This window comes from Haloferax sp. AS1 (assembly GCF_014530665.1).
GTDB lineage: Archaea > Halobacteriota > Halobacteria > Halobacteriales > Haloferacaceae > Haloferax > Haloferax volcanii.
Genome location: NZ_SPSA01000001.1, coordinates 465,235 through 486,693 on the forward strand (window position 1 = coordinate 465,235; position 21,459 = coordinate 486,693).

Consider the following 21,459-nt stretch of genomic DNA (forward strand, 5'->3'; position numbering starts at 1 on the left):
TCGGTGTGCTCGGTTCGGGTCGGGGTCGCAGATGTAGCTTTCCAGAGAAGCACCAGAAGCGGGAGTTGAACCTCGGTCGCTCCGCTCACTCCGTTCGCTTCGCTCCGTAGTTCAATTCCCTCTCGGAAACGCTTCACGAAAACTGCCACCGCGATGCGCCGAGACGCATCGCTCGGAGTGTAGTTTTCAGAGAAGCGCCAGGAGAGGGATTTGAACCTCAGTCGCTTCGCTCCCTGGTTCAAATCCAACTGAGGCGTTCTTCCGAACTCGAAGTCCGCAGCGCGACGAGACGCGCTGCTACGTGGGTTGCGTTCGGAAGAAGCGCCAGGAGAGGGATTTGAACCTCGGTCGCTCCGCTCACTCCGTTCGCTTCGCTCCCTAATTCAATTCCCTCTCGGGAACGCTTCACGAAAACTGCCACCGCGATGCGCCGAGACGCATCGCTCGGAGTGTAGTTTTCAGAGAAGCGCCAGGAGAGGGATTTGAACCCCCGATCCCAGAGGGAACACGCTTTCCAGGCGTGCGCCTTACCGCTCGGCCATCCTGGCTTACAACGCAACGTTCCCGCCTGGATAATTTAAGCCCTTCCTTTCCGTTCGAGTCGCGGTTCGATGACGTATGTCACAGACGCGACCGCGACGCCGGACGCGACCGCCACCGCGGCGACTGCCCCGAACGACGCGTCGATGCCGAGTCCGAGGAGGACCGCGCCCTGCGCGAGGACGCCCACGAGGAGGAGGCTCGCTGCGCCCCACGCCAGCGCGGACCGGACGCGGCGGGCCACGTTACTCCTCGTCGACGACGGCGACGGCCTCGATTTCGACGCCGACGCCCTTCGGCAGGTTGCCGACCTCGACCGCCGAGCGGGCCGGCGGCTCCTCGTCGAAGTAGGTCGCGTACGTCTCGTTCATCTCGTCGAAGTCGTCGATGTCGGCGAGGAACACCGTCGTCTTCAGCACGTCGGTCGCGTCCGCGCCGGCCTCCGCGAGGATGGCCATCACGTTGTCGAGCGACTGCGTCGTCTGCGTCGCGATGTCCTCGTCGTCGAGGAGTTCGCCGTCCGGCGTCAGCGGAATCTGTCCCGCCGTGTAGAGCAGCGAGCCGTTGGTCGTCGCCTGACTGTACGCGCCGACCGCGGCCGGCGCTTCGTCGGTTTCGATGACGCGCTTCATACGCGGTGGATTTCGCCACGATGTGATAAAATAGGGTGGAACGTCCGGGTCCGCGGCGGGACCTCCCCGCCGCGGTCCGTCGGGTTACACCGACTTGCCGGAGAGGCTGATGCCGGTCGTGAGCACGCCCGAGGCGAACAACAGCCCCATCCCGAGGGCGGTGACCACGTCGCCGTCTCGGAGCGCGAACCCCGCGACGGCGACGCTGACGACGACCAGTCCGAGGCCGAGGAGAGTCAGCGGTTTAGTGAGCGATTCGGCGGTGGGTTCGGTGTTGGGGAGCGTAGCCATGGGTGGATTGGTTGGTAGTGGGTGGTGGATTGCAGTCGGTCAGGAGTACGATTCTCCGGTCTCGATGGGCCCGCTGAACGTCGAGTAGAGGATGCCGAAGTAGGTGAACACGAGCGGCAGGAGGAGCGCCGACGCGACGCTCATGATGTTCAGCGGGAGCACGGAGATGATGGCGTCCGCGACGGTCAGCCCGGTCGCGGGGTCGGCCAGGGGGAACATGAGCGTCGCCACGAGCGCGACGAACGCGAACACGAGCACCGGCACGGCCCCGAACGCGAGCGTGTAGCGCCCCTCGCGGAGCGCGAGCAGATAGCCCGCGGCGGCGGCGAGGCTGACGACGACGAGCGCCAGCGGCACCGGCGCGAGAACGCCGAGGTCGGGGCGGACGGCGACGAGGTAGCCGAGCGTGACGACGACGAGCGCGAGGTAGGCGGCCATCGCCCGCGGGCCGTAGTCGGCCACGTCGCGCTGGAGGCTCCCGCGGGTCTTCATGGCGAGGAAGCCGACGCCGGCGACGACGGTGAGCGCGACGACGGCGAGGCCGACGACGACGCCGGGCAGCGACAGGAGCGACTCGACGCCGAGGAGCCAGTGGGCGGCGAACACGCCGAGGAAGAAGGGCGCGCTCACGCTGCCGACGACGAACGCCCGGCCCCACCACGTCTGCCACGCCTCGTCGTGGCGCTGTTCGTACATCTCGGGGGCGAGTCCGCGGAGGATGAGCGCCCCGAGGATGGCGAACATGAGCAGGTAGTGGCGGCTGAAGAGGTTCGCGTACACCGCCGGGAACGCGGCGAACAGCGCACCGCCGAAGACGACGAGCCACACCTCGTTGCCGTCCCAGAAGGGGCCGATGGCGGCCAGAAGCGTCTCGCGTTCCTCGTCGTCGTCGCGGGTCGCGAAGATGGCCCCGACGCCGAAGTCGAAGCCGTCGAGGAACAGGAACATCCCGAGGATGAAGAAGACGAGCCCGAACCACAGCTCCTGCAACGGCAGGCCGAAAAGCGGGTCGGTGGCGAACGCGCCGTAGTCAGTCATCGCCGGTCACCCCCGCGGGCGCGGCGGCCTCCGCACCCGCCTCGGTCTCGTCGACGCTCGGCGGTCCCTCGCGGATGATGCGGCGAATCACGTAGGTGTAGAGCGCGAGCAGGCCGGTGTACACGACGGCGAAGCCGACGAGCGTGAGCGTCGCCTCGAAGCTCGTGAGCCCCGGCGAGACGCCCTCGCTCGTCCGGAGGACGCCCTGGATGACCCACGGCTGTCGGCCCACCTCGGTGACGATCCAGCCGACCTCGACGGCGAAGATGCCGAGGAGCGACGACCCGACGAACGCCTTGTGCAACAGGTCGTCCTCGTACAACTCGTCGGCCCACCAGCGGTAGCCCGCCCAGAACGCCAACAGGATGAACCAGAACCCCGCGGCGACCATGAGCCGGAACGACCAGAAGACGATTGCGACCGGCGGGGCCTCCGTGTCGAACTCGTTCAGGCCGGTGATTTCGGCCTGCGGGTCGCCGCCGCTGGCCAGCCACGAGGCCCCGCCGGGGATGCCGATGCCGAACAGCTCTTTCGCGCGCGGGTCGGTGATACCGTCGAGGCTCGTCGGGATGGCGAAGATGTACTCGGGGACGTAGCTGTCGGTCTCCCAGACGGCCTCCATGGCGGCGAACTTCTGCGGCTGGGTCTCGTAGACGTGCCGACCGTAGGCGTCGCCGTGAATCGCCTGAAACGGCGCGGTCACGAGCAGGACGACGAGCGCGATTTTGAGCGTCTTCCGCCAGAAGCGCGCGCCCTCGCGGTCGTCGTCGTCGGCGCTGATGCCGCGCTGCCAGACGTGGTACGCCGCGACGCCGGCCATGAACAGCGCGACCGACAGCACCGCGGCGTTCTGCATGTGGACGAACATCCACGGGAACCGCGGGTTGGCGTACGCCGCGATGGGGTCGACGAGCGAGACGACGAGCTGGCCGCTCTCGCGCGCGAGTTCGTACCCCCGCGGCGTCTGCATCCACGAGTTGGCGACGAGAATCCACACCGCCGAGAGCCACGTCCCGAGACCGACAGCGACGGCGGACACCATGTACAGGGCGTCGGAGACCTTCTCGCGGCCGAAGACGAACACCCCGAGGAACGTCGCTTCGAGCATGAACGCCATCATCCCCTCGGTCGCCAGCGGGCCGCCGAACAGCTCGCCGGCCGCCGTCGAGAACGCCGCGAAGTTCGTCCCGAACTCGAATTCGAGGACGATGCCGGTCACGGTGCCGACGACGAACGAGACGGCGAAAATCTTGGTCCAGAATCGCCTGAGCTGTTCGTACACCGGGTCGTCGGTGCGGATGTCCTTCCACGTGAAGTAGATGAGGAAGGGCGCGAGGCCCATGCTCATCACGGGGAAGATGATGTGGACGATGGTCGTGAGCGCGAACTGCAGCCGACTGGCGATGACTGGGTCGAGCATGGTTGGGGTGCGGGGTCGCTGACGACGGGGCGAACCGGGGCGCGGGGGATGGGGCTTCCCTCTTAAACGCCTTCGTATTGGGGGAGGGTCAATCCCTGCATGCTTCCCACGAAGTGAAAATCATCGTAGACGGTGTCTCCCGCCCGAATTCGACATAATCGACCGGGTAAAAAGGCGGGCGTTCGTCGGAACTCGACGGGCCAGAAACGCGCTCACACGCTCGCAACGCGCCCGTCTCGGGCGGATTCCGGTCGCCAACGCACCGACGCGCCGCCTCAACCGCCCCGACCGCCCGACTGCCCGACCGCCTCGACTGTCCCGACCGTCCCGACCGACAAGCATACGCCGGAACCGTTCGGATGTAGCACATGACCCTCCTGTGGCAGGCTGTCCACGTCGGAATCGCGGTTCTCAGCGTCGCGTACCTCGCGTTCCCCGCGCGAATCCACGCGTTCGGGTTCGAGTTCCTCCGGCGCTCGCCCTCGGAGGAGTCCGGAGCGTCCGACGCTCCCGTCTGGCTCTATCGGGGCATCGGGGCGCTCCTCGTGTTCATCGGGGCTACCGGCCTCGTCTGAGCGCCGGTTTCGAATACGGGGCCCGGCCGCTCCTGTCGACGCGGTCAGTCGAGGACTTCCACGTCGTAGCCCGCGTCGCGGAGCTCTTCGAGGAGCGACTCGACGTGGTCGGGACCGCGCATTTCGAGGTCGATTTCGACCTCGGTCGCGTTCAGCGCGATTTTCCGAGAGGTGCGGTCGTGCCTGACGGCGTAGATGTTCGCCTTCTCCGCGGCGATGATTTCGATGAGCTGTTCGAGCGAGCCGGGGCGGTCCTTCAGTTCGGTCCGAATCTTGAGGTACCGGCCCGTCTCGACGAGGCCGCGCATCACCACGGTCGTCAGCGTGTTCATGTCGATGTTGCCGCCGCACAGCGCGGGGACGACGACCTCGCCCTCCTCGTAGTCGAACTTCTGGAAGACGAGCGCCGCGAGGGCGACGGCCCCCGCGCCCTCGACCAGCGTCTTCGAGCGTTCGAGCAGGTAGGTCAGCGCCACGGCGATTTCCTCGTCGGAGACGGTGACGACCTCGTCCACGCGCTCGCGGATGACCTCGAACGGTTTGTCGCCGATTCTGCGGACGGCGATGCCGTCGGCGATGGTGTCCACCTCGTCGATGGTCTGAATCGACCCCTTGTTCAGCGAGTCCGCGGCGCTGGAGGCCTGTTCGGCCTGCACGCCGATGACGCGGGCGTCGGGGAACTGCGCTTTGATGGCCGTCGAGATGCCGGAGATGAGGCCGCCGCCGCCGATGGGGACGACCACGGTGTCGAGGTCGGGGCAGTCCTCCGCGATTTCGAGGCCGATGGTCCCCTGTCCGGCCATGACGTACTCGTCGTCGAAGGCGTGGACGTAGGTCCGGCCCTCGGACTCCTCGATTTCGTGGGCCTTGGTCTGCGCCTCGTCGTAGTCGTTGCCGTAGAGCACCACGTCGCCGCCGTAGCGCTCGGTCGCTTTCACCTTGGAAATCGGCGCGTACTCCGGCATGACGATTTTCGAGTTCACGCCCGCTCGCGACGCCGCGAGCGCGACGCCCTGCGCGTGGTTGCCGGCGCTCGCGGTCACGACGCCGGCGGCTTTCTCCTCGTCGGAGAGCGTCGTGATGCGGTTCGTCGCGCCGCGAATCTTGAACGACCCCGTGCGCTGGGAGTTTTCGAGTTTCAGGTACACCTCGGCACCCGTCATCTCCGAGAAGGTGTGGGAGTACTCCAGCGGTGTCCGTCGGGCGACCGCTTCGACGCGCTCGCGGGCGGCGCGTACGTCGTCAAGCGTGAGCATGGTCGGAAATCACCCGTGTCCGCGTTTAATCGTTCGGGAATGTATCGGTATCAGGGGCGTGATGTCAACCCTCATGGTCGTCGGTTGAGGACTCCGTTTCGCACCCGCCGACGGACGCCGTCGCGGTCGCTCGCCGGTCGGTGAAAGGGGAAAGGGGGAATGCACGCGTGTGACGTGCAACTGTCTTTCTGGTCCCCGCACATATAAACGTCCCCCACCCGGAGTGAAAGTGAAATCGGGGGACTGCGGCGACCCGACGCTCGCGTATGACACTCGTCATTCGCGCGTCGCATCGAGCGCGGTCGGCCGGTCGCCGCTTCCGGTACCGTCAACTGCGCGAGGGCCGTGGCCTCGGCATGAACCTCGGTCGCCTCCGGCGGGTCTGGAAGCGCATCTTCTCGCTCGCGTGGCCGGTGATGGCCGAGCAGACCGCCCAGACGGCGATGCGGACCGTCGACGTGGCCGTCACCGCGGCGCTCTCTCCCGCCGCGGTCGTCGCTATCGGCCTCGCCGACCTCTACGCCCGGTTCCCGCTCCGCATCGGTCTCGGCCTCGGCGGCGGCGCGATTGCGCTCTCCAGTCAGGACACGGGCAGCGGCGCGGACGCCAACCGGAGCGAGGCCATCTCGACGGCGCTCCTCCTCGCGTTCCTCGCGGGGATTCCGTTCCTGATTTTCGGCTTCACGCTCGGCGGCGCGGCCATCGACGCGTTCCCGGCGAGCGAGCGGGCCGTCGCCTTGGGCACGACGTATCTCGCGGTCATCTTCGCCACCTCGCCCGCGCGGTTGGTCTCGCTCGTCGGCTCGCGGTCGCTGCAAGGCGTCGGCGACACGCGGACGCCGATGCTGGTCAACGTCTTCGCCAACGTCGTCAACATCGGGCTGTCGGTCGGTCTCGGCTTCGGCCTCGTCGGCCTGCCGGCGCTCGGCGTGCTGGGCGTGGGGCTCGCCACTTCGACCGCAAACGTCCTCTCGGCGGGACTGCTTCTGGTCGCGCTCGCCCGCCCCGCGTCACCGACCTCGCTGGTCCGCCCCCGCGACCGGACGGTCGCCGGCCAACTCGTCCGTATCGCCACCCCGCGGGTCGGCGAGGGCATCGCCGCCGAACTCGCGGAGTTCCCGTTCAACGCCCTGCTCCTCGGCTTCGGTGACGCCGTCAACGCCGGCTTCCAAATCGGCCGCCGGGTCTACCAGCAGGTCGCAAGCCCGCTGGCGCGCGGCTACAACGTCGCCGCCAGCGTCCTCGTCGGGCAGGCGCTCGGCGCGGGCGACAGCGAGACCGCGCGGTATCAGGGCGGCGCGGTGGCGCTGCTTTCGGTCGTCACGGTCGGCGGCATCGGGCTCCTGCTCGCGGCGTTCACCGAACCCATCGTCGGCCTCGTCGGCTCCGGCGGCGGCGCGGACCTCGACTGGGCCGTGAAGTTCGCCGTCGCTTACGGTCTCGCCGCACCGGGGCTGGCGCTGTTCGTCGGCCTCTCCGGGTCGTTGCAGGGCGCGGGCGCGACGCGGATTCCCTTCGTCGCCCGGCTGACCGGGGTGTTCGGCTTCTTCGTCGGCCTGTCGTACCTGCTCGTCGAGGGGTTCGGCTACGGCCCGCTCGGCGCGCGAATCGGCATCGTCCTGTCGTTCACGTGGATGGGGCTGTTCGCGCTCGTCGCGTTCTCCTACGCCGACTGGGCGGGCCACGCCGACTCGCTCATGGTCGAACGCGGGAGCGTCGGCGTCGACGACGTGGGCGAAGACGACTGAGGGCGGCGCGTGCGGCGGACGGCGAACGCGGGAGCGGGAGGCGGAGGGTGAAGGGAACGACGCGTCGCTCCGGGGGCAGCAGACGGAAAAAGTCGCGTGCGGTTCGTCGCCTATCGCTCGTCGACCGGCGTGAAGTCGAGGTCTTTCTCGCCGGTGTAGCGGGCGCGGGGGCGGATGAGGCGGTTGTCCTCGTACTGTTCGAGGACGTGCGCAATCCAACCGCCGACCCGCGAGACGGCGAAGATGGGAGTGTAGAGGTCGATGGGGATGCCCATCTGGTAGTACGTCGACGCGGAGTAGAAGTCCACGTTCGGCGCGAGACCCTTCTCCTCGCCGATGTACTCCTCGATGGCGACCGACATCTCGTACCACTTCATGTCGCCGGCGGCCTCGCCGAGCGCCTCGGACTTCGCGCCGAGAATCTTCGCGCGGGGGTCCTTGACGTTGTAGACGCGGTGGCCGAACCCGGCGACGCGCTCGCCGCGGTCGAGGGCGTCTTTGACCCACTCGGTCGGGTCCATGTCGCTGTCGTCGACGTCCTTCAGCATCCGCATGACGTTCGCGTTCGCGCCGCCGTGGAGCGACCCCGAGAGCGTCCCGATGGCCGACGTGACCGCACTGTACAGGTCCGAGAGCGTCGACGAGGTGACCATCGCGGAGAACGTCGAGGCGTTCAGGCCGTGGTCGGCGTGGAGCACGAGCGCCATGTCGAACGTCTCGGCGAGCACCTCGTTCGGCTCCTCGCCGTTGAGCATGTAGAGGAAGTTCGCCGCGTGATTCAGGCTCTCGTCGGGTTCGACGTAGTCGTCGCCGCGGCGGAAACGAGCGTAGGCCGCGAGCACCGACGGCATCTTCGCCGTGATGCGCTTTGCCTTTTCGAGGTTGACCTCGCGGTCGGTCACGTCCTCGAAGTCGGCGCTTTCGTCGTACGCCGACATCGACGAGACGAGCGTTCGGAGCGCCGCCATCGGCGACTCGTCCTGTTCAGCGAGTCCGCGTGTCACGTCGAGCACGCCGTCGTCGAGCCCGCGGTGAGCCGCGAGTTCGTCGCTGAACGCGTCGAGTTCCTCGCTCGTCGGAAGCTCCCCGTGCCACAGGAGATAGAGCACTTCCTCGTAGCTTGCGTCCCGTGCGAGGTCTTCGATATCGTACCCGCAGTAAACGAGTTGTCCCGCGTCGCCGTCGATGAAACTGAGTTTCGATTCGGCGACCAGCACACCTTCCAGCCCCCGCTTCAGTTCGCCTGACATACCCAGAACGTTGCCTACCATATCAAAAAAGCGTTATCGTTTTCACTCATCTGTTACCGACCGCCATACACATACAGTGGCAGCCCCGTCTGTCGGTTTCGCGGATAGTCGGTGTCTAAAATAGTGTTCGACGATTGTCGTTATTCTCGGGGCACTTATACGGAGTCCCCCCGACGGGTCGCGCGCGCCGCTCGGGCGACCTGCAAACTCATATCCCCCGACGGCGTAGTTCTCTCGAACCACGGTGGCACCATTACTCCTGGCAAGCCTTTTGCCGTCCCGTCGTGAAGGCGGGCGCATGAATCCGGAGGACATCGAGTACGAGCCTGTCAGCGTCAAGGCCGTCCTCGCCGAGATGAAAGACACCGCGGAGTTACTCATCGACCTCTCGTACTCCGCCGTCCTCCACGCCAACGACGACCTCGCGGCCGAGGTCCTCGACCTCGAAGAGCGGATGGACATCCTCCAACTTCAGGCGCGCATGAGCCTGATGATGGCCGCCCGCAGCCCCGAGGACGCGGAGGAACTCGCGCCCGTCCTCGGCGTCGTCGGCGCGGCCGAGAAGATTTCGGACGCCGCGGGCGACATCGCCAAGGTCGTCATCGAGGACATCGGCCTCCCGGACGCCATCCGCGCGGCGCTCCCCGAGGCCGTCGAGACGACGATTCGGTGCGAACTCACCGACGAGTCGCCGTACGCGGGCCGCGCGCTCGGTGACATCAACATGGAGACCGAGACGGGCGTCCGCGTCGTCGCTATCCACCGCGCCGGCGAGTGGGTGACCAACCCCGACCACGAGACGACGCTCCGCGCCGGCGACGTGCTCCTCCTCCGCGGCCGCGACGACGGCCTCCACACCGTCCACGAGGCCGCCACCGGCCTCCGGTACGACCCGCCGGACGTGCCCGAGCCGACCATCGAGGACCTCGAACGCGCCGTCGACTCCATCGTCCTGATGAAGGACATGAGCGAACTCGCCGTCGACCTCGCCTACGGCGCGGTGCTGTTCGACAGCGAGGGCGTCGCCGAGGAGGTCGAGGAACTCGAAGCCGAGGTGGACGCGCTCAAGTCCCGGTTCGAGGCGTGGACGCTCCGCGCGGCGAGCCGGGTCGAAGACCCCGTGTCGCTCCGCGGACTCGTCCAACTCGCGGGCGCGACGGAGATGATTTCCGACGCCGCGCTCGAAATCGCCGAGGGCGTCCTCCGCGGCATCGACGCCCACCCGGTCGTCGCCGCCGCGGTCAAGGAGTCCGACGAGGTCATCATCCGCCTGCGGGTCGCCCCCACAAGCGACCTCGCGGAGGCGACCCTCGGGGACCGGCGCGTCAAGTCCGAGACGGGGATGCGCGTCATCGCGGTCCGCCGGGCGGGCGGCCGCGAGTGGGTCGTCTCGCCGGGGTCGGAAACGCGGCTCCACGGCGGCGACCTCATCATCGCCAAGGGCACCCGCGCCGGCGCGGAGCGACTGGGCGAACTCGTCGGCGACGAGCGCGAGTTCGACGAGTAGGCCGACCCCGACCCGACCGACCCCGAAACCGAACCGCCGGAACCCCCGAAAACCCCCGAATCAGAGCGTCTTACTCAGCCGATACGCCGAAACGAGCGTCAGCACCGTCGCCACGAGCAGCGCCGTCGCGGACGCGAGGACGAACGCGAGGAGAAGAAACCAGCCCTCGGGGCCGAGTATCGGGTACTCGCGGGTGCCGGCAAAGGGGCCGAACAGTTCGAGCACCCGAAACAGGTAGGCGACGACGGCCAAGGCGAGACCGACGGCCGCCCCGATAGCGGCGTTTCGCGGCACGTCCAGCGCCTGTACCAGTCCCCCCGTCGGCGGCCGTTCGGGAACGTCGTCTGTCACGGTCGGCGGTTGCGGCCGCGAGACCATAGCGGCAACGCTTTCCTCGGGGCCTCAGCGGACCGAACCCCTAAAGGGAGGCGGGTCCGAGGTTGGCGGTATGATTACCTTGGGAACGGCGAGCGCGGCCCCCGGGGAGATGGACGTGGGCCGCCTCGAAGTCGGCGAGTCCCGTGACGGCGGGAGCGTCGGTCTGCCCGTCGCCGTCATCAACGGCGCGTCGTCGGGCAAGACGCTCTACATGCAGGCGGCGTCGGACGGAGACGAACTCAACGGCGTCGGCGTCATCCAGCGGGTCGTCCCGCAGCTCGACCCCGCGGATATCTCCGGGGCGATTCTCGTCGTCGGCATCGTCAACTACCACGCGTTTCAGGTCGCACAACACCGCAATCCGATAGACGACACGAAGATGAACCGGGCGTACCCCGGCGACGAGCGCGGCACCTCCTCGGAGCGCATCGCGGCCGCGACGTTCGCCGCCGCCCGCGACGCCGACCTCATAGTCGACCTCCATCAGGGCTCGACGAGCCGGATGATAGACGAGGTCCGCGTCCGCTGCGGCCGCCACCACCGGATGCACGCGAAATGTCTCCGGCTCGCCAAGACGTTCGGCTGCGGCTACGTCCTCGACCAGAAGGGTCCCGACGGCCAACTCGCCCGCGCCGGCCCCGACGCCGGGATTCCGACCATCGACCCCGAACTCGGCGGCTGCGTCGGCTGGGACGAAGAGAGCATCGAGAAGGGCGTTCGCGGCGTCCACAACGTCCTCCGCGGCTACGACTTCCTCGACGGCGACGTGGAGCTGAAAGCCCAGACCCGCGCCCGCGGCTTCGACCAGTACGGCTCGCCGGTCGGGGGCCTCGTCCGGTTCAAGCGCGACCTCGGCGAGCGCGTCTCCGCCGGCGACGTGGTGTTCGAGGTGACCGACGTGTTCGGCACGCTCAAAGCCCGCGTCACCGCCGACCACGACGGCATCTTCTGGCGGGCGCGCCGCCTCCCGCAGGTCGCCTCCGGCGAGTACGTCTGTTCCGTCGGCATCGACCTCGACACGTACTGATACCGACTCCAGTCCACCCGATTCGACCGCTTCACTCGACTCGACCACCTCACCCGATTCACCCCACTCACTTCCCATGACGACACCACCCGACCTCCCCACTCGGCTCCGACTCGCGTGCGACAGTTGCGGCGAGACGTACGACGCCTGGCGCTGGCGCTGTGCCTGCGGCGAGCCGCTGGACTTCGCGGCCGACCCGACGCCGTCGGCAGCGACCCCCGACGACGCCGACCTCGACTACCGCGACGGCCTCTGGGCGTTCGACGATTTTCTCCCGACGGAGCCGCGCGCCAGCCTCGGCGAGGGGATGACGCCCCTCGTCGACGCCGCGGAGTGGGAGGCCTCGTTCAAACTGGAGTACGTCTTCCCTTCCGGCTCGTTCAAGGACCGCGGCGCGACGACGATGCTCTCCGTCGCGTCCGAACTCGGCGTCGAGCGCGTCGTCGAGGACTCCTCGGGCAACGCGGGGGCCGCCGTCGCGACCTACGCCGCCCGCGCCGGCATCGACGCCGAAATCTACGTGCCCGCGTCGGTCAAGCCCTCGAAGGTCCGCGCCATCGAGCGCGCCGGGGCGAAGCCGGTCCGAATCGAGGGCTCCAGACAGGCCGTGACCGACGCCTGCGTCGAGGCCGTCGAGGCCGACGACGCGTGGTACGCGAGCCACGCGTGGAACCCCGCGTTCTTCGCGGGCACGGCCACCGTCGCCTACGAAATCGCCGCCCAGCGCGACTGGTCGGTCCCCGACGCGGTCGTCACGCCGCTGGGCCACGGGACGCTCTTTCTCGGCGCGTACCGCGGCTTCCGCGCGCTCTACGAGGCGGGCTGGACCGACCGGATGCCCGAACTGTACGGCGCGCAGGCCGCCGGCTACTCGCCCATCGCCGACGCCCGTCACCACACGGCCGACGAGACCAACGACGTGGCCGACGGCATCCAGATTCTCGACCCCGTCCGCGAGGCCGAGATTCACGAGGCGCTCGACGCCACCGGCGGCGACGCCATCGCCCTGTCGGCCGACGCGGTCGAAGACGAACTCGACCGGCTCCACCGCCACGGCTTCTACACGGAGCCGACCTGCGCCGTCGCGCCCGCGGCGCTCCGCGAACTGCGTCTCTCGGGCGTCCTCGACCGCGACGCCGACGTGGTCGTGCCGCTCACCGGGAGCGGTCTCAAATCGTGAGCCGGCTCAGAACACAGCTACCGTAGCGCTCTCCACGACCGGAGCCAGCCGACCAACGACCAGCCGCGTCCCGCGTTTTCGACGCCGGCTCTCGCTTCGGCTCCCGCGTTGCGGTCGCCCGCTCGGGCTTCGAGGTCGCGTCGCCGCTCGCGCTCCGCGTCGAGTTCGTCGCGGAGTCGCTCGTTTTCGTCGACGACCTCGTCGAGCCGCGCCCGGAGTTCGTCGAGGCGGTCGAACCCCCCGCGACCGTCGCCCGGTGACGCGCCGGGTGAAGCCGGCGGCCGTCGCGCCGGGTCGGTCACCGCGTCGTCGTCGCGCCGATTCCGGTTCGGGTGTCGGTGTCGGTCCCGGTGTCGGTCGTCGTCCGATTGCGTCGCTGACCGCCGCACCGCGCTCGACCAACCGGACGGGTCGTAGAACTCGCTGGTCTCCCGAATCGCTCGCCGGACCGTCCTCGCGCCGTAGGTCGAGCCGTCGGCGTGGACGACTTCGTCCCACGTCGGCCGAAAGAGTCCGGAGTCCCGAAACAGGCGGCACATCTGTCGCGCGTCGCCGGCGGTCCAGAACGCGAGCATCGAACACAGCGCCGCGTCAGCCTCGTCGCGGTCGTCGTAGCCGCTCGCGTCACCCCGCCACAGGCGGGTGAACGCCACCCCGTTGACGGCGTTCGAGGCGCGGCGGACGACCTCGTCGTCCGAGAGGTCGTTGCCCGGGCCGCTTATCTCGTCGAGACGCGCGTCGGCGGGCGCTCGGTCCGAGTTCGGAGCGTCTGGGTTGACCGAGTCGATTGAGGCGGCCGGGGCGACGGCGTCGACCGACGGCGACGGCTCCGGGTCGGTTTCGAAGTACGCACCGTGAACCGTCGCGAGCGCGTCGCTCCGTTCTGCGACCGCCGCGGGCGCGCCGTCGGCGCAGTCGCCGGTCACGGGACGGAACCGCGTGGCGTCCGAGAGTTCGAGGCCGCCGGCTCGGGCGCTCCCTGACGGGAGCGTCCCGCGGACGATAACGCGGAACCCCGTTCCCGAGGGAGTCACTTCCGTGTAGGAGTCGAGTCGGTCGACGAGCGCCCGCGCCCACTCGTCGGTCGCGCCGGTCTCGACGTCGCGGCAGTTTTCGAGCTCGATACCGACGAACGGGTCGTCGTCGGTGAACGCGAATCCCACGCCGTCGACGCGCCCCTCCCGAGCACACGCGAGCGCCTCGTCGAATGTCGCCCACGTCGAGTCGTCAGTTGCCGATGCGGGCCCGCCGTCGGTCGCGCTTCGGGGCACAACTGTCTCCTCGCCGTCGCACAGCTGCGTTCGCCACCCGACCCAGTTGGCCCGTTCGAGCAGGTCGTCCGGGAGCTGTTCCCGCGTCGGGAGTGGTGGCGTCATCGCTACTTCCGGTCTCTGGAGCGATGCAAAAGCTGTTTCCCGCAAGATATCAGATTTGATAGTCAGTTCCCGGTCTCGCCGCACTCGTCGGTCCGGCCGGGTCCGAGTGACGAGTCGAAGAAACGCTTACTGCGCGCGGGGTTTGCCCGCGGATTCGGTCTCGGTCGCCGTCGCGCCCTCGTAGGTGTCGACGCCCAGCAGGTCGTTGAGCGGGCACTTCTGGGTGACCGCCGTGGTCGCGAGGACCGCTCCGACGAGGAGCGCCGCGACCGCGATGACGAGTCCGAGGGTGCCGGCCGCGATGGTCAGGAAGCCCGCGAGACTCGCCGCCCCGACGACGATGAGCACCGGTCCGAGGACGGCGCGCGCGATACGGTCGTAACCGCCGACGTTCTTCTCCATGGTTGATTCACCGATACCTAGGTACGCGCTCTGCGGCTAAATCGTAGATCGGTGATTCCCGCGCCCGGAGACGCGTGACTGTCACGCCGGCCGACACGTCGACAAAAGCTAACTCCCTCGGCCGCGTCTCCCCCGCGTATGCCCCGGCTCTCGTTCCTCCTCCCCGGCGAAGACGACACAATCGGTCGGTTTCTGACGCTCACGCTCGTCATTTACGCCGTTATCAGCGGTTTCGAAATCCTCGGCGTCCTCTGGGCGATGTGTCTCGCGATGGCGGTCTGGACGCTCGCCACCGCGATTCAAGGGTTCCGGTACGGCTACCTCGAAGGCGCGACGTAGTCGGCCAACCTGCCGCGCCCGCTTCCATCCACCCGCGTCGTTCCGCCTCGTCTACCCGCTGCCGCCCCAGTCTATCCAGTCCTGTTCCCAGCCGTGGCCGGCGTGCCAGCCGCGACCCTCGTACTCGGGGTCCTCGCGGCGCGTCCGGTTTCTGACGATGCTTCCGGTCTGTTCGCCGTCGACGAGCAGCGGCTTGAACGACAGCGGGCCGAACGACTCGGCCACTTCGCCGTCCTCGACGGCGACGAGCGTCTGCTCGCCGACGCCCTTCGGCATGACGAGTCGGCCGCCGTCAGCGAGCTGTGCGAGGAGTCGCGCGGGCGGGCGGACCGCCGAGGCCTCGACGAGGATGCGGTCGAAGGGCGCGTAGTCGGCCAGCCCCTCCGCGCCGTCGCGGCAGTCCACGAGGACGCCGCCGTAGCCGGCGCGCTGGAGGTTCTCGCGCGCCTCGTAGACGAGCGAGCGCGTGATGTCGACCGCGTGGACGCGGGCGTCGCCGACGATTTCGGCGAGGACCGCGGCGGTGTAGCCGACGCCCGCGCCGACGACGAGCACCTCGTCGTCCGGTTGGGGGTCGAGCGCGGCGAGCAGGCGCGCGACCGTCGTCGGCGCGAGGATGGTCGTGTTCGTGTCGCGGTGCTCCGTCGGGCGGTTCTGATACGGCGAGTCGGTGACGAACTCGTGTCGCGGGACGCTGCGCATGGCGATGGAGACGGCCTCCGGGAGCGACTCCAGCGAGTGCTCCAAGCCGTCGACCATGTCGTCGCGCAGCACCGAGTTGTCCATAGTCGACCTCGGAGGTCGGTCCTAATCAACCGCACGCTCGCCAACGACCGCCTGGAGGTCGGTCCCCGGCACGTCTCGAACCGTACAGCCGTCGAATCCGGCCGATTCGACCCACGAGCGAACGGTCTCCTCGTCGTGGAGGTCGCCGCGGCCGGCCGCGAGCGCGTTCACCGCCCGCCCCGCAGTCGCGTCGGTCGAACACCGGCCGTGCAGGCTATCGACGAACACCGCCGCGCCGCCCGGTTCGAGGGCGTCGAACGCGCCCGCGACGAGGGCCCGCGCGTCGTCCGGGTCGCGCCCGGCGAAGGCGTCGCCGGCGAAGACCAGTTCGAACCCCGATACCGGCGGGTCGGTCGGGTCGCCCGCGACGAGGTCCACGCCGGCCCGGGAGAGGAGCGGTCGGACGACTTCCACGGTCTCCGCGTCGTCGACGAGGGTCACGTCGCGGCCGCGGGCGACGAACTCGCGGGCGAAGACGCCCGACGCGCCGCCGAGGTCGAGGACGCGCGTCGCGTCGGGAGCCGCGCGGACCGCGGCGGTCACGCAGGCCCGGACGACCGACTCCTCGGTGGCATCGTGCGCGCCGAGTCGGTTCCGAAGCCAGTCGTCCGGGAACGCGGGTGGCTCGCCGGTCGCCATCGTCTCCGGGAGGTCGGCGTAGAGCGAAAAGCGGTCCAGCGCGTGCGGGAGGCGGCCGATGGAGCGCACGTCGCGCTTGGCGAGGAAGCCGAGCGCGCGGTTGGTTATCTCGTACTCGTCGCCGACGCGCTTGATGAAGCCCATCGCGGCCAGCGCCTCGACGGTGATGCGGGCCGCACGGGGCTCGATATCGGCGGTCTCGGCCACGGCCTCGGCGGTGCCGGCGCTCGTCGTGAGCGCGTCGATGACGCCGCTCTCGCGGGCGGCCCACAGGAGCGCGAGCGATTCGACCGACGACTGCGACCGGTCGCGGGTAGGCATGGTCGCACCGACGGGGCGGGAGACAAAAGGTCGTGCGTTGGGCGGGCGGTGCCGTCCGGCGTCGGCGGGGCGGAGCGTTTCGGCGTCGGAGTCGCCCTTACCAGGCCGACCACGCGGTCGAGGTCTGGTCGCGGGCGTAGACGCGTTTCGCGTCCTTCGCGTACACCATGTCGCCGGGGTGGTCGAGCTTGCCGTGGCGGTACTCGGGGGCGTCCGAGCGGACGACGAGGCCTTCGATTTCGACCTCCTCGTCGCCGAACGCCTCCGTCTCGCCGACGACGAACTCGTAGTCGCCGGGGACGTTGACGGTGACGCTCCGGGTGTCCTCGCGCTTGCCGTCCTTCGGGTGGATGGTGACGTTGACCGCGACGTTGTCGACGACGCGGGTCCAGACGGTCTTCACGTCCGCGACCGCGGCCTCGTCGGCGCGCTGTTCGGGGCCGACCTCGATGCCCGTGATGCGCACGAGCTGAATCGCTTCGGGCGTGTCGACGATGAACTCGTCGCCGACCTCGATGGTCGTGCCGACCGGCACGGGCACTTCGGTCGAGACGGAGTCGCCGTCCTGCGAGACGACGACGTTCATCTCGGTCTCGTCGGGAATCTCGACTTTCTCCTTGTGGACGTGGCTGCATTCGGTACACCGGACGGTCGAGTGACCGCCGGGCTTCAGCACCTCGTGGACGGTGGGTTCGTCGGGCGAACACGTCGGACAGGAGAGGGGGACGCGCTCGCCGGCGTCGGGTAGGCTCATACGGGTCGCTAGCCCATCAGGCCGTAAAAAGCCGCCTTTCTCCGCCTCGGCGTGGGACTCGGTGGCAGGACGCTCGCTCAACGAACGGGGCGAGCCGACCGACCGGACCGGCCGGTCACGGGCGCGGCGTGCGCCCGCTTAGGGTTGCGGCAGGTCGACTGCCTCGCCGTCGGCGTACACCGTCGGCTCGCGGATGATGCCGTCGAGGTGGAGCGGCGCGTCGGTGTCGCCGCCGATGCCGGCGTCGTCGCCGATGGCGATGTGGACCGTGCCGGCGGCCTTCTCGTCGAGCAGGACGGAGCCGACGAGGTCGGTGACGCCGACGTTGGTGCCGATGCCGATTTCGGCGAGGTTGTAGGCGTCCTTCCCGACTTCCTCGGCCGCGGCCTCGACCTGCTCGCGGATGTCGTCGTCGGAAATCTCGGTGACGTAGCCGTCTTCGACTTCGAAGCGGAGTTCCCGTCCCTCGTCGAGGCGGCCGTGGGGCATCATCGTCCCGTCGACGACGTAGGTGCCCGTCGCGGACGCGGGGCTGAGGAAGATTTCGCCCGCGGGGAGGTTCGAAAACGAGCCGGCGTCCGCGATTGCGCCGGTGTCTGCGAGCCACTCGCGGTCCCCGCGGACGAACGTGACGTCCGTGCCTTTCTCGGTCGTGACGCGGAGTTCGTCGGCGCCGCCGACGGCGTCGAGCATCGCCGCGCTGTGGTCGTAGATGGCGTCGTAGTCGGCGTCGAGGCCGGTGACGAACACCTCCTCGGTGATTCCGGGAAGGGTCGCGCCGCGAGCGCCGGCGTCGCAGGCGTCGCCGCGGGCGCGGGTGTGGCTCAGGCTCTTCGTCGTCGGCGCGAGGAAGGCGTCGCAGGCCTGCATCGCGGCGGCGACCGGCGCGGGCGGCTCCTCGCCGTGTTGGTTCCCCGGGGGGTAGCGGACGATGGTCGCGTCGTCGGTCACCTCGCCTGCGACCTCGTAGAGCGCCTCGCCGATGCGCTCGCGCTTGTCGTCGGTGACGACGACGAGCGACTCGTCGGGCTGGAGGTCGAGACACTGACGGACCGCCGTCTCGCTGGCGGCGCGGAGGTCGGCGTCGGCTTCGGTCATGTGGACACCTGCGCCACCGGCGCTGTTAGGCGTTCCCATCTGCCCCCTCGCGTTCGGTTTCCGCCCCGTCGCCCCGAATCGGGGGTTTCACTCGCCTCGGAGGTAATCGAGGGACTCACTCGCCCGAGAGTTAATTTCTAAGTATTAACCATCGAAATAACTATGGTTGGGCCCGGTCGTTTGTCTCCCATGATACGAGTGGGTGTCAACGGCTACGGCACAATCGGAAAGCGCGTCGCCGACGCGGTCCACGCGCAGCCCGACATGGAACTCATCGGCGTGGCCAAGACCCAGCCCAACTTCGAAGCGCACACCGCGGGCGAACGGGGCTACCCGATGTACGCCGCGATTCCGGAACGCTCGCCGCTGTTTTCCGAGGCCGGCGTCGACCTCGCCGGCGAGGTTGACGAACTGGTCGCCGAGGCCGACGTTATCGTCGACTGCACGCCGTCCGGCATCGGCGCGGAGAACCGCGAACTGTACGAGACGCACCACACGCCCGCCATCTTCCAGGGGGGCGAGGACGCCGACGTGGCCGACGTGAGCTTCAACGCGCGGGCCAACTTCGACGCCGCCCGCGACGCCGACTACGTCCGCGTCGTCTCCTGTAACACGACCGGCCTCTCGCGCATCATCGCGCCGCTCGAAGCCGAGTACGGCGTCGAGAAGGTTCGGGCGACGCTCGTCCGCCGCGGCGGCGACCCCGGCCAGAACTCCCGCGGGCCGATAAACGACATCCTGCCGAACCCAATCGAGATTCCGTCGCACCACGGCCCCGACGTGAAGACCATCTTCCCCGGCCTCGAAATCGACACGCTCGGGCTGAAGGTGCCGGCGACGCTGATGCACGTCCACGCGCTCAACGTCACGCTCGAAGACGACGTGACCGGCGCGCACGTCCGCCAACTGCTCGAAGGCGAGAACCGAGTCTACGTCATCCCCGAGGGGATGGGCATCGACGGCGCGGGTAAGCTCATGGACTTCGCGCTCGACGCGGGCCGCCCGCGCGGCGACATGTGGGAAAACTGCGTGTGGGGCGAGTCCATCGGCGTCAACGGCCGCGACCTCTACCTGTTCCAGGCCATCCACCAGCAGTCCGACGTGATTCCCGAGAACGTCGACGCCATCCGCGCGATGTTCGACCTCGAAGACCAACAGGACAGCATGGCGCTCACCGACCGGACGCTCGGCATCGGCATCTCCGGCGACCCTTCTGGGTTCTCTGAGCAGGCGCGCGCGGAGTTCGCCGACGACTAACGGCGAATCGTCTGTTCAGTTCGGTGCGGTGCGGTTCGGTGCGGTTTTTCACCCATTCGGCTCTTTGAACCCCGTAGCAGATCCACATCTTGACTGTACGATTAGTAGCGTATGTGAGAACTGCAACTGACGACGTGCTCTGATACCAACCAGCGAAAGTACTATCTTTCAATCACTTCATCAATATATATGGTGGAAGTTACCTGCCCCTACTGCAACAAGAGTACAATTCCTGAATATGCGGATGTTGGTCATGGGGATGGACGTGTGTGGGCTTGCAATAAGTGTAATAAAGTCCTGGGAATGACTACAAAGTAGGCGAAAGATGGATGTCCCTCTGGATTCCGTAGTTCTATTCACTTCAGAAAAGCAGATCTATACAATGGACGGCTTTTAAATAACTAGGTCTCTCTTATGTATTCATGCCTGAATTAGCAGTACTCAATGATAATGGGTGGAAAATAACGACTTGCTGGGACTTTGAGGAGACCGAAAACAATCTGATTATTTTCGACTCAGATGGAGAGAAGAAGGGGTGGCTACAACAACGGAATGTGGGTAAAATTCTGCCCGTTGAGGAAACCCAAGACAACGAGTAATCTGGATCTGTTGAAGTGACAATTACTGTATACTAACTTTAGTGAAATAGCCGGCCAGTTTGTACGCGCTACCGAGCGGCTGTTTCACACGACGGCCTCGCTGAAGCAGAGGTTTGTAACAGCTATCCGCTCACTCCACCCGTCTCACAGCGACCGCGACGCCACGTTCCCCGTGTCGAGGTCCACGACCGCGACGTGGAACGCGTCGTCAGCGCCGGGAATCGGCAGGCCGCCGGGGTTGGTGTGCGTCGTCTTCCCGCGGTGTTCGACCACCCGCTCGTGGGTGTGGCCGCGCAGGACGAGGTCGTACGTCCCCGAGTCGACGAGCGCGTCCACCAGTCCGGCTTCCGTGCCGTGGTACACCGCTATCTCTTGGCCGTCGAGCGTCAGGTGCGCGAAGTCGCCGTGGTAGGTGCCGAACGACTCGACCGCCTCGCGGAGCGCCCACTCGCCGTCGTTGTTGCCGCGGACGGCGTGGAAGTCGAAGTCCGCGTCGAACGGCGCGGCCGAGAAGGGCGCGACGATGTCGCCGCAGTGGACGACCGCGTCAACGCCCTCGGATTCGAAGTGCGAGACCGCGGCTTCGACGTGGTCGAGGTTGTCGTGCGTGTCGGAGACGACGCCGAGTTTCATGCGCGTCGGTTCGGCGGCGTCGGCTATCAACGTTGGGTGACACTTTTATCCCGAGCGCCCGCTGTCGCCGGTATGTACCATCTCGCCATCGACTCGGAGGCCGAGAAATGAGCGACGACCCAAACCGTCACGGCGACGACATTCCCGACGACGAGCCGACAGCCGCGACCGACTCGGACGGTCTCGTCCTCGAAACCGGCGACCACGGGACTGTCTTCACCGGCGCGGTGCTCGTCGGTGTGACGACGTACAGCGCGGCTCATACACTCGCAGTCCACGCGGCCGGTTCGTTCCCGGACGGCGGGCTTCTCACTGCGGTTTTGACGCTCGGCGTCTTCGCAACTGGCGTGGGGTTACTCGTCGACGGGGCCGCCGGGCTCGTCGCAAAAAGGGACGCGGATCTCTGAGCGCGG

The 21,459-nt window shown here is 67.9% G+C and carries 24 protein-coding genes and 1 tRNA gene; 9 read left to right on the plus strand and 16 right to left on the minus strand.

Annotation, left to right across the window (positions count from 1 at the left end; translation table 11 throughout):
- Positions 1 to 467: 467 nt before the first annotated feature.
- The 6 genes from E4P24_RS02515 to E4P24_RS02540 all read right to left on the minus strand — a co-directional run bounded on the left by E4P24_RS02515 (position 468) and on the right by E4P24_RS02540 (position 3,921).
- A tRNA-Ser gene (locus E4P24_RS02515) sits at positions 468 to 548 on the minus strand.
- Positions 549 to 577: 29 nt separating this feature from the next.
- Positions 578 to 784 carry a hypothetical protein gene (locus E4P24_RS02520; RefSeq protein ID WP_008577134.1) on the minus strand — a complete coding sequence of 69 codons (207 nt, stop codon included), beginning with the start codon at positions 782 to 784 and terminating at the stop codon, positions 578 to 580.
- A 1-nt stretch (position 785) separates the two neighbouring features.
- Positions 786 to 1,172 carry a Rid family detoxifying hydrolase gene (locus tag E4P24_RS02525; protein WP_004044463.1) on the minus strand — a complete coding sequence of 129 codons (387 nt, stop codon included), beginning with the start codon at positions 1,170 to 1,172 and terminating at the stop codon, positions 786 to 788.
- Positions 1,173 to 1,256: 84 nt separating this feature from the next.
- The gene (locus E4P24_RS02530; RefSeq protein WP_004044462.1) at positions 1,257 to 1,463 is read right to left on the minus strand and encodes a hypothetical protein; all 207 of its coding nucleotides are present in this window, start codon (positions 1,461 to 1,463) and stop codon (positions 1,257 to 1,259) included.
- A gap of 39 nt (positions 1,464 to 1,502) precedes the next feature.
- Entirely contained in the window at positions 1,503 to 2,501 is a 999-nt protein-coding gene (locus tag E4P24_RS02535; protein WP_004065288.1) for a cytochrome d ubiquinol oxidase subunit II, read from the minus strand.
- A complete protein-coding gene (locus E4P24_RS02540; protein WP_188148061.1) occupies positions 2,494 to 3,921 on the minus strand; it encodes a cytochrome ubiquinol oxidase subunit I in 1,428 nt (475 codons plus the stop codon). Before E4P24_RS02540 ends, E4P24_RS02535 begins: the two co-directional genes overlap by 8 nt.
- 368 nt (positions 3,922 to 4,289) lie before the next feature.
- On the opposite strand from E4P24_RS02540, the gene E4P24_RS02545 reads away from it, so the two are divergent.
- Positions 4,290 to 4,496 (plus strand): hypothetical protein, encoded by a 207-nt coding sequence (locus E4P24_RS02545; protein WP_188148062.1) that lies wholly within the window; start codon positions 4,290 to 4,292, stop codon positions 4,494 to 4,496.
- A gap of 44 nt (positions 4,497 to 4,540) precedes the next feature.
- Here the strand turns inward: E4P24_RS02545 and ilvA are convergent, their stop codons facing one another.
- Entirely contained in the window at positions 4,541 to 5,752 is a 1,212-nt protein-coding gene (gene ilvA, locus E4P24_RS02550) for a threonine ammonia-lyase (RefSeq protein WP_004065285.1), read from the minus strand.
- 356 nt (positions 5,753 to 6,108) lie between these two features.
- Between ilvA and E4P24_RS02555 the strand changes: the two genes are divergently transcribed.
- A complete protein-coding gene (locus E4P24_RS02555; protein ID WP_049916595.1) occupies positions 6,109 to 7,500 on the plus strand; it encodes an MATE family efflux transporter in 1,392 nt (463 codons plus the stop codon).
- A 110-nt stretch (positions 7,501 to 7,610) separates the two neighbouring features.
- On the opposite strand, the gene citZ is transcribed toward E4P24_RS02555, so the two are convergent.
- The gene (gene citZ / locus E4P24_RS02560; protein WP_004065283.1) at positions 7,611 to 8,750 is read right to left on the minus strand and encodes a citrate synthase; all 1,140 of its coding nucleotides are present in this window, start codon (positions 8,748 to 8,750) and stop codon (positions 7,611 to 7,613) included.
- Positions 8,751 to 9,048: 298 nt separating this feature from the next.
- Between citZ and E4P24_RS02565 the strand changes: the two genes are divergently transcribed.
- Entirely contained in the window at positions 9,049 to 10,257 is a 1,209-nt protein-coding gene (locus E4P24_RS02565; RefSeq protein WP_115802139.1) for a potassium channel family protein, read from the plus strand.
- 60 nt (positions 10,258 to 10,317) lie between these two features.
- Here E4P24_RS02565 and E4P24_RS02570 read toward each other — a convergent pair whose 3' ends face one another.
- Positions 10,318 to 10,635, minus strand: coding sequence for a hypothetical protein (locus E4P24_RS02570; RefSeq protein ID WP_004044454.1), 318 nt, complete (start codon positions 10,633 to 10,635; stop codon positions 10,318 to 10,320).
- 70 nt (positions 10,636 to 10,705) lie between these two features.
- Here E4P24_RS02570 and E4P24_RS02575 point away from each other — a divergent pair, with 70 nt between their 5' ends.
- The gene (locus tag E4P24_RS02575) at positions 10,706 to 11,662 is read left to right on the plus strand and encodes a succinylglutamate desuccinylase/aspartoacylase family protein (RefSeq protein ID WP_006600716.1); all 957 of its coding nucleotides are present in this window, start codon (positions 10,706 to 10,708) and stop codon (positions 11,660 to 11,662) included.
- A 76-nt stretch (positions 11,663 to 11,738) separates the two neighbouring features.
- Positions 11,739 to 12,842, plus strand: coding sequence for a pyridoxal-phosphate dependent enzyme (locus E4P24_RS02580; RefSeq protein WP_188148063.1), 1,104 nt, complete (start codon positions 11,739 to 11,741; stop codon positions 12,840 to 12,842).
- A 17-nt stretch (positions 12,843 to 12,859) separates the two neighbouring features.
- Here E4P24_RS02580 and E4P24_RS02585 read toward each other — a convergent pair whose 3' ends face one another.
- Complete coding sequence (locus E4P24_RS02585) at positions 12,860 to 14,218, minus strand: hypothetical protein (RefSeq protein WP_188148064.1); 1,359 nt, start codon at positions 14,216 to 14,218, stop codon at positions 12,860 to 12,862.
- Between the two features lie 126 nt (positions 14,219 to 14,344).
- A complete protein-coding gene (locus E4P24_RS02590; RefSeq protein WP_115860471.1) occupies positions 14,345 to 14,620 on the minus strand; it encodes a DUF2892 domain-containing protein in 276 nt (91 codons plus the stop codon).
- Between the two features lie 138 nt (positions 14,621 to 14,758).
- Here E4P24_RS02590 and E4P24_RS02595 point away from each other — a divergent pair, with 138 nt between their 5' ends.
- Positions 14,759 to 14,959: a hypothetical protein gene (locus tag E4P24_RS02595; protein ID WP_004044449.1), complete on the plus strand. Its 201-nt coding sequence runs from the start codon at positions 14,759 to 14,761 to the stop codon at positions 14,957 to 14,959.
- A 51-nt stretch (positions 14,960 to 15,010) separates the two neighbouring features.
- On the opposite strand, the gene E4P24_RS02600 is transcribed toward E4P24_RS02595, so the two are convergent.
- The 4 genes from E4P24_RS02600 to E4P24_RS02615 form a co-directional block, all read right to left on the minus strand.
- A complete protein-coding gene (locus tag E4P24_RS02600; RefSeq protein WP_004065276.1) occupies positions 15,011 to 15,745 on the minus strand; it encodes a protein-L-isoaspartate O-methyltransferase in 735 nt (244 codons plus the stop codon).
- Between the two features lie 21 nt (positions 15,746 to 15,766).
- The gene (locus E4P24_RS02605) at positions 15,767 to 16,705 is read right to left on the minus strand and encodes a bifunctional 2-polyprenyl-6-hydroxyphenol methylase/3-demethylubiquinol 3-O-methyltransferase UbiG (protein WP_188148065.1); all 939 of its coding nucleotides are present in this window, start codon (positions 16,703 to 16,705) and stop codon (positions 15,767 to 15,769) included.
- 97 nt (positions 16,706 to 16,802) lie between these two features.
- Complete coding sequence (locus tag E4P24_RS02610) at positions 16,803 to 17,459, minus strand: HVO_0476 family zinc finger protein (protein ID WP_004065274.1); 657 nt, start codon at positions 17,457 to 17,459, stop codon at positions 16,803 to 16,805.
- Positions 17,460 to 17,597: 138 nt separating this feature from the next.
- Entirely contained in the window at positions 17,598 to 18,557 is a 960-nt protein-coding gene (locus tag E4P24_RS02615; protein ID WP_188148066.1) for an aminopeptidase, read from the minus strand.
- 189 nt (positions 18,558 to 18,746) lie between these two features.
- Here E4P24_RS02615 and E4P24_RS02620 point away from each other — a divergent pair, with 189 nt between their 5' ends.
- On the plus strand, positions 18,747 to 19,814 hold the full coding sequence (locus tag E4P24_RS02620) for a type II glyceraldehyde-3-phosphate dehydrogenase (RefSeq protein WP_115802147.1): 1,068 nt from the start codon (positions 18,747 to 18,749) through the stop codon (positions 19,812 to 19,814).
- Between the two features lie 422 nt (positions 19,815 to 20,236).
- A complete protein-coding gene (locus E4P24_RS02625) occupies positions 20,237 to 20,413 on the plus strand; it encodes a hypothetical protein (RefSeq protein ID WP_158543164.1) in 177 nt (58 codons plus the stop codon).
- 144 nt (positions 20,414 to 20,557) lie between these two features.
- Here the strand turns inward: E4P24_RS02625 and E4P24_RS02630 are convergent, their stop codons facing one another.
- On the minus strand, positions 20,558 to 21,046 hold the full coding sequence (locus tag E4P24_RS02630) for a metallophosphoesterase (RefSeq protein ID WP_188148067.1): 489 nt from the start codon (positions 21,044 to 21,046) through the stop codon (positions 20,558 to 20,560).
- A 107-nt stretch (positions 21,047 to 21,153) separates the two neighbouring features.
- Between E4P24_RS02630 and E4P24_RS02635 the strand changes: the two genes are divergently transcribed.
- Positions 21,154 to 21,453 (plus strand): hypothetical protein, encoded by a 300-nt coding sequence (locus E4P24_RS02635; RefSeq protein ID WP_188148068.1) that lies wholly within the window; start codon positions 21,154 to 21,156, stop codon positions 21,451 to 21,453.
- The last annotated feature ends 6 nt before the right edge of the window (positions 21,454 to 21,459 follow it).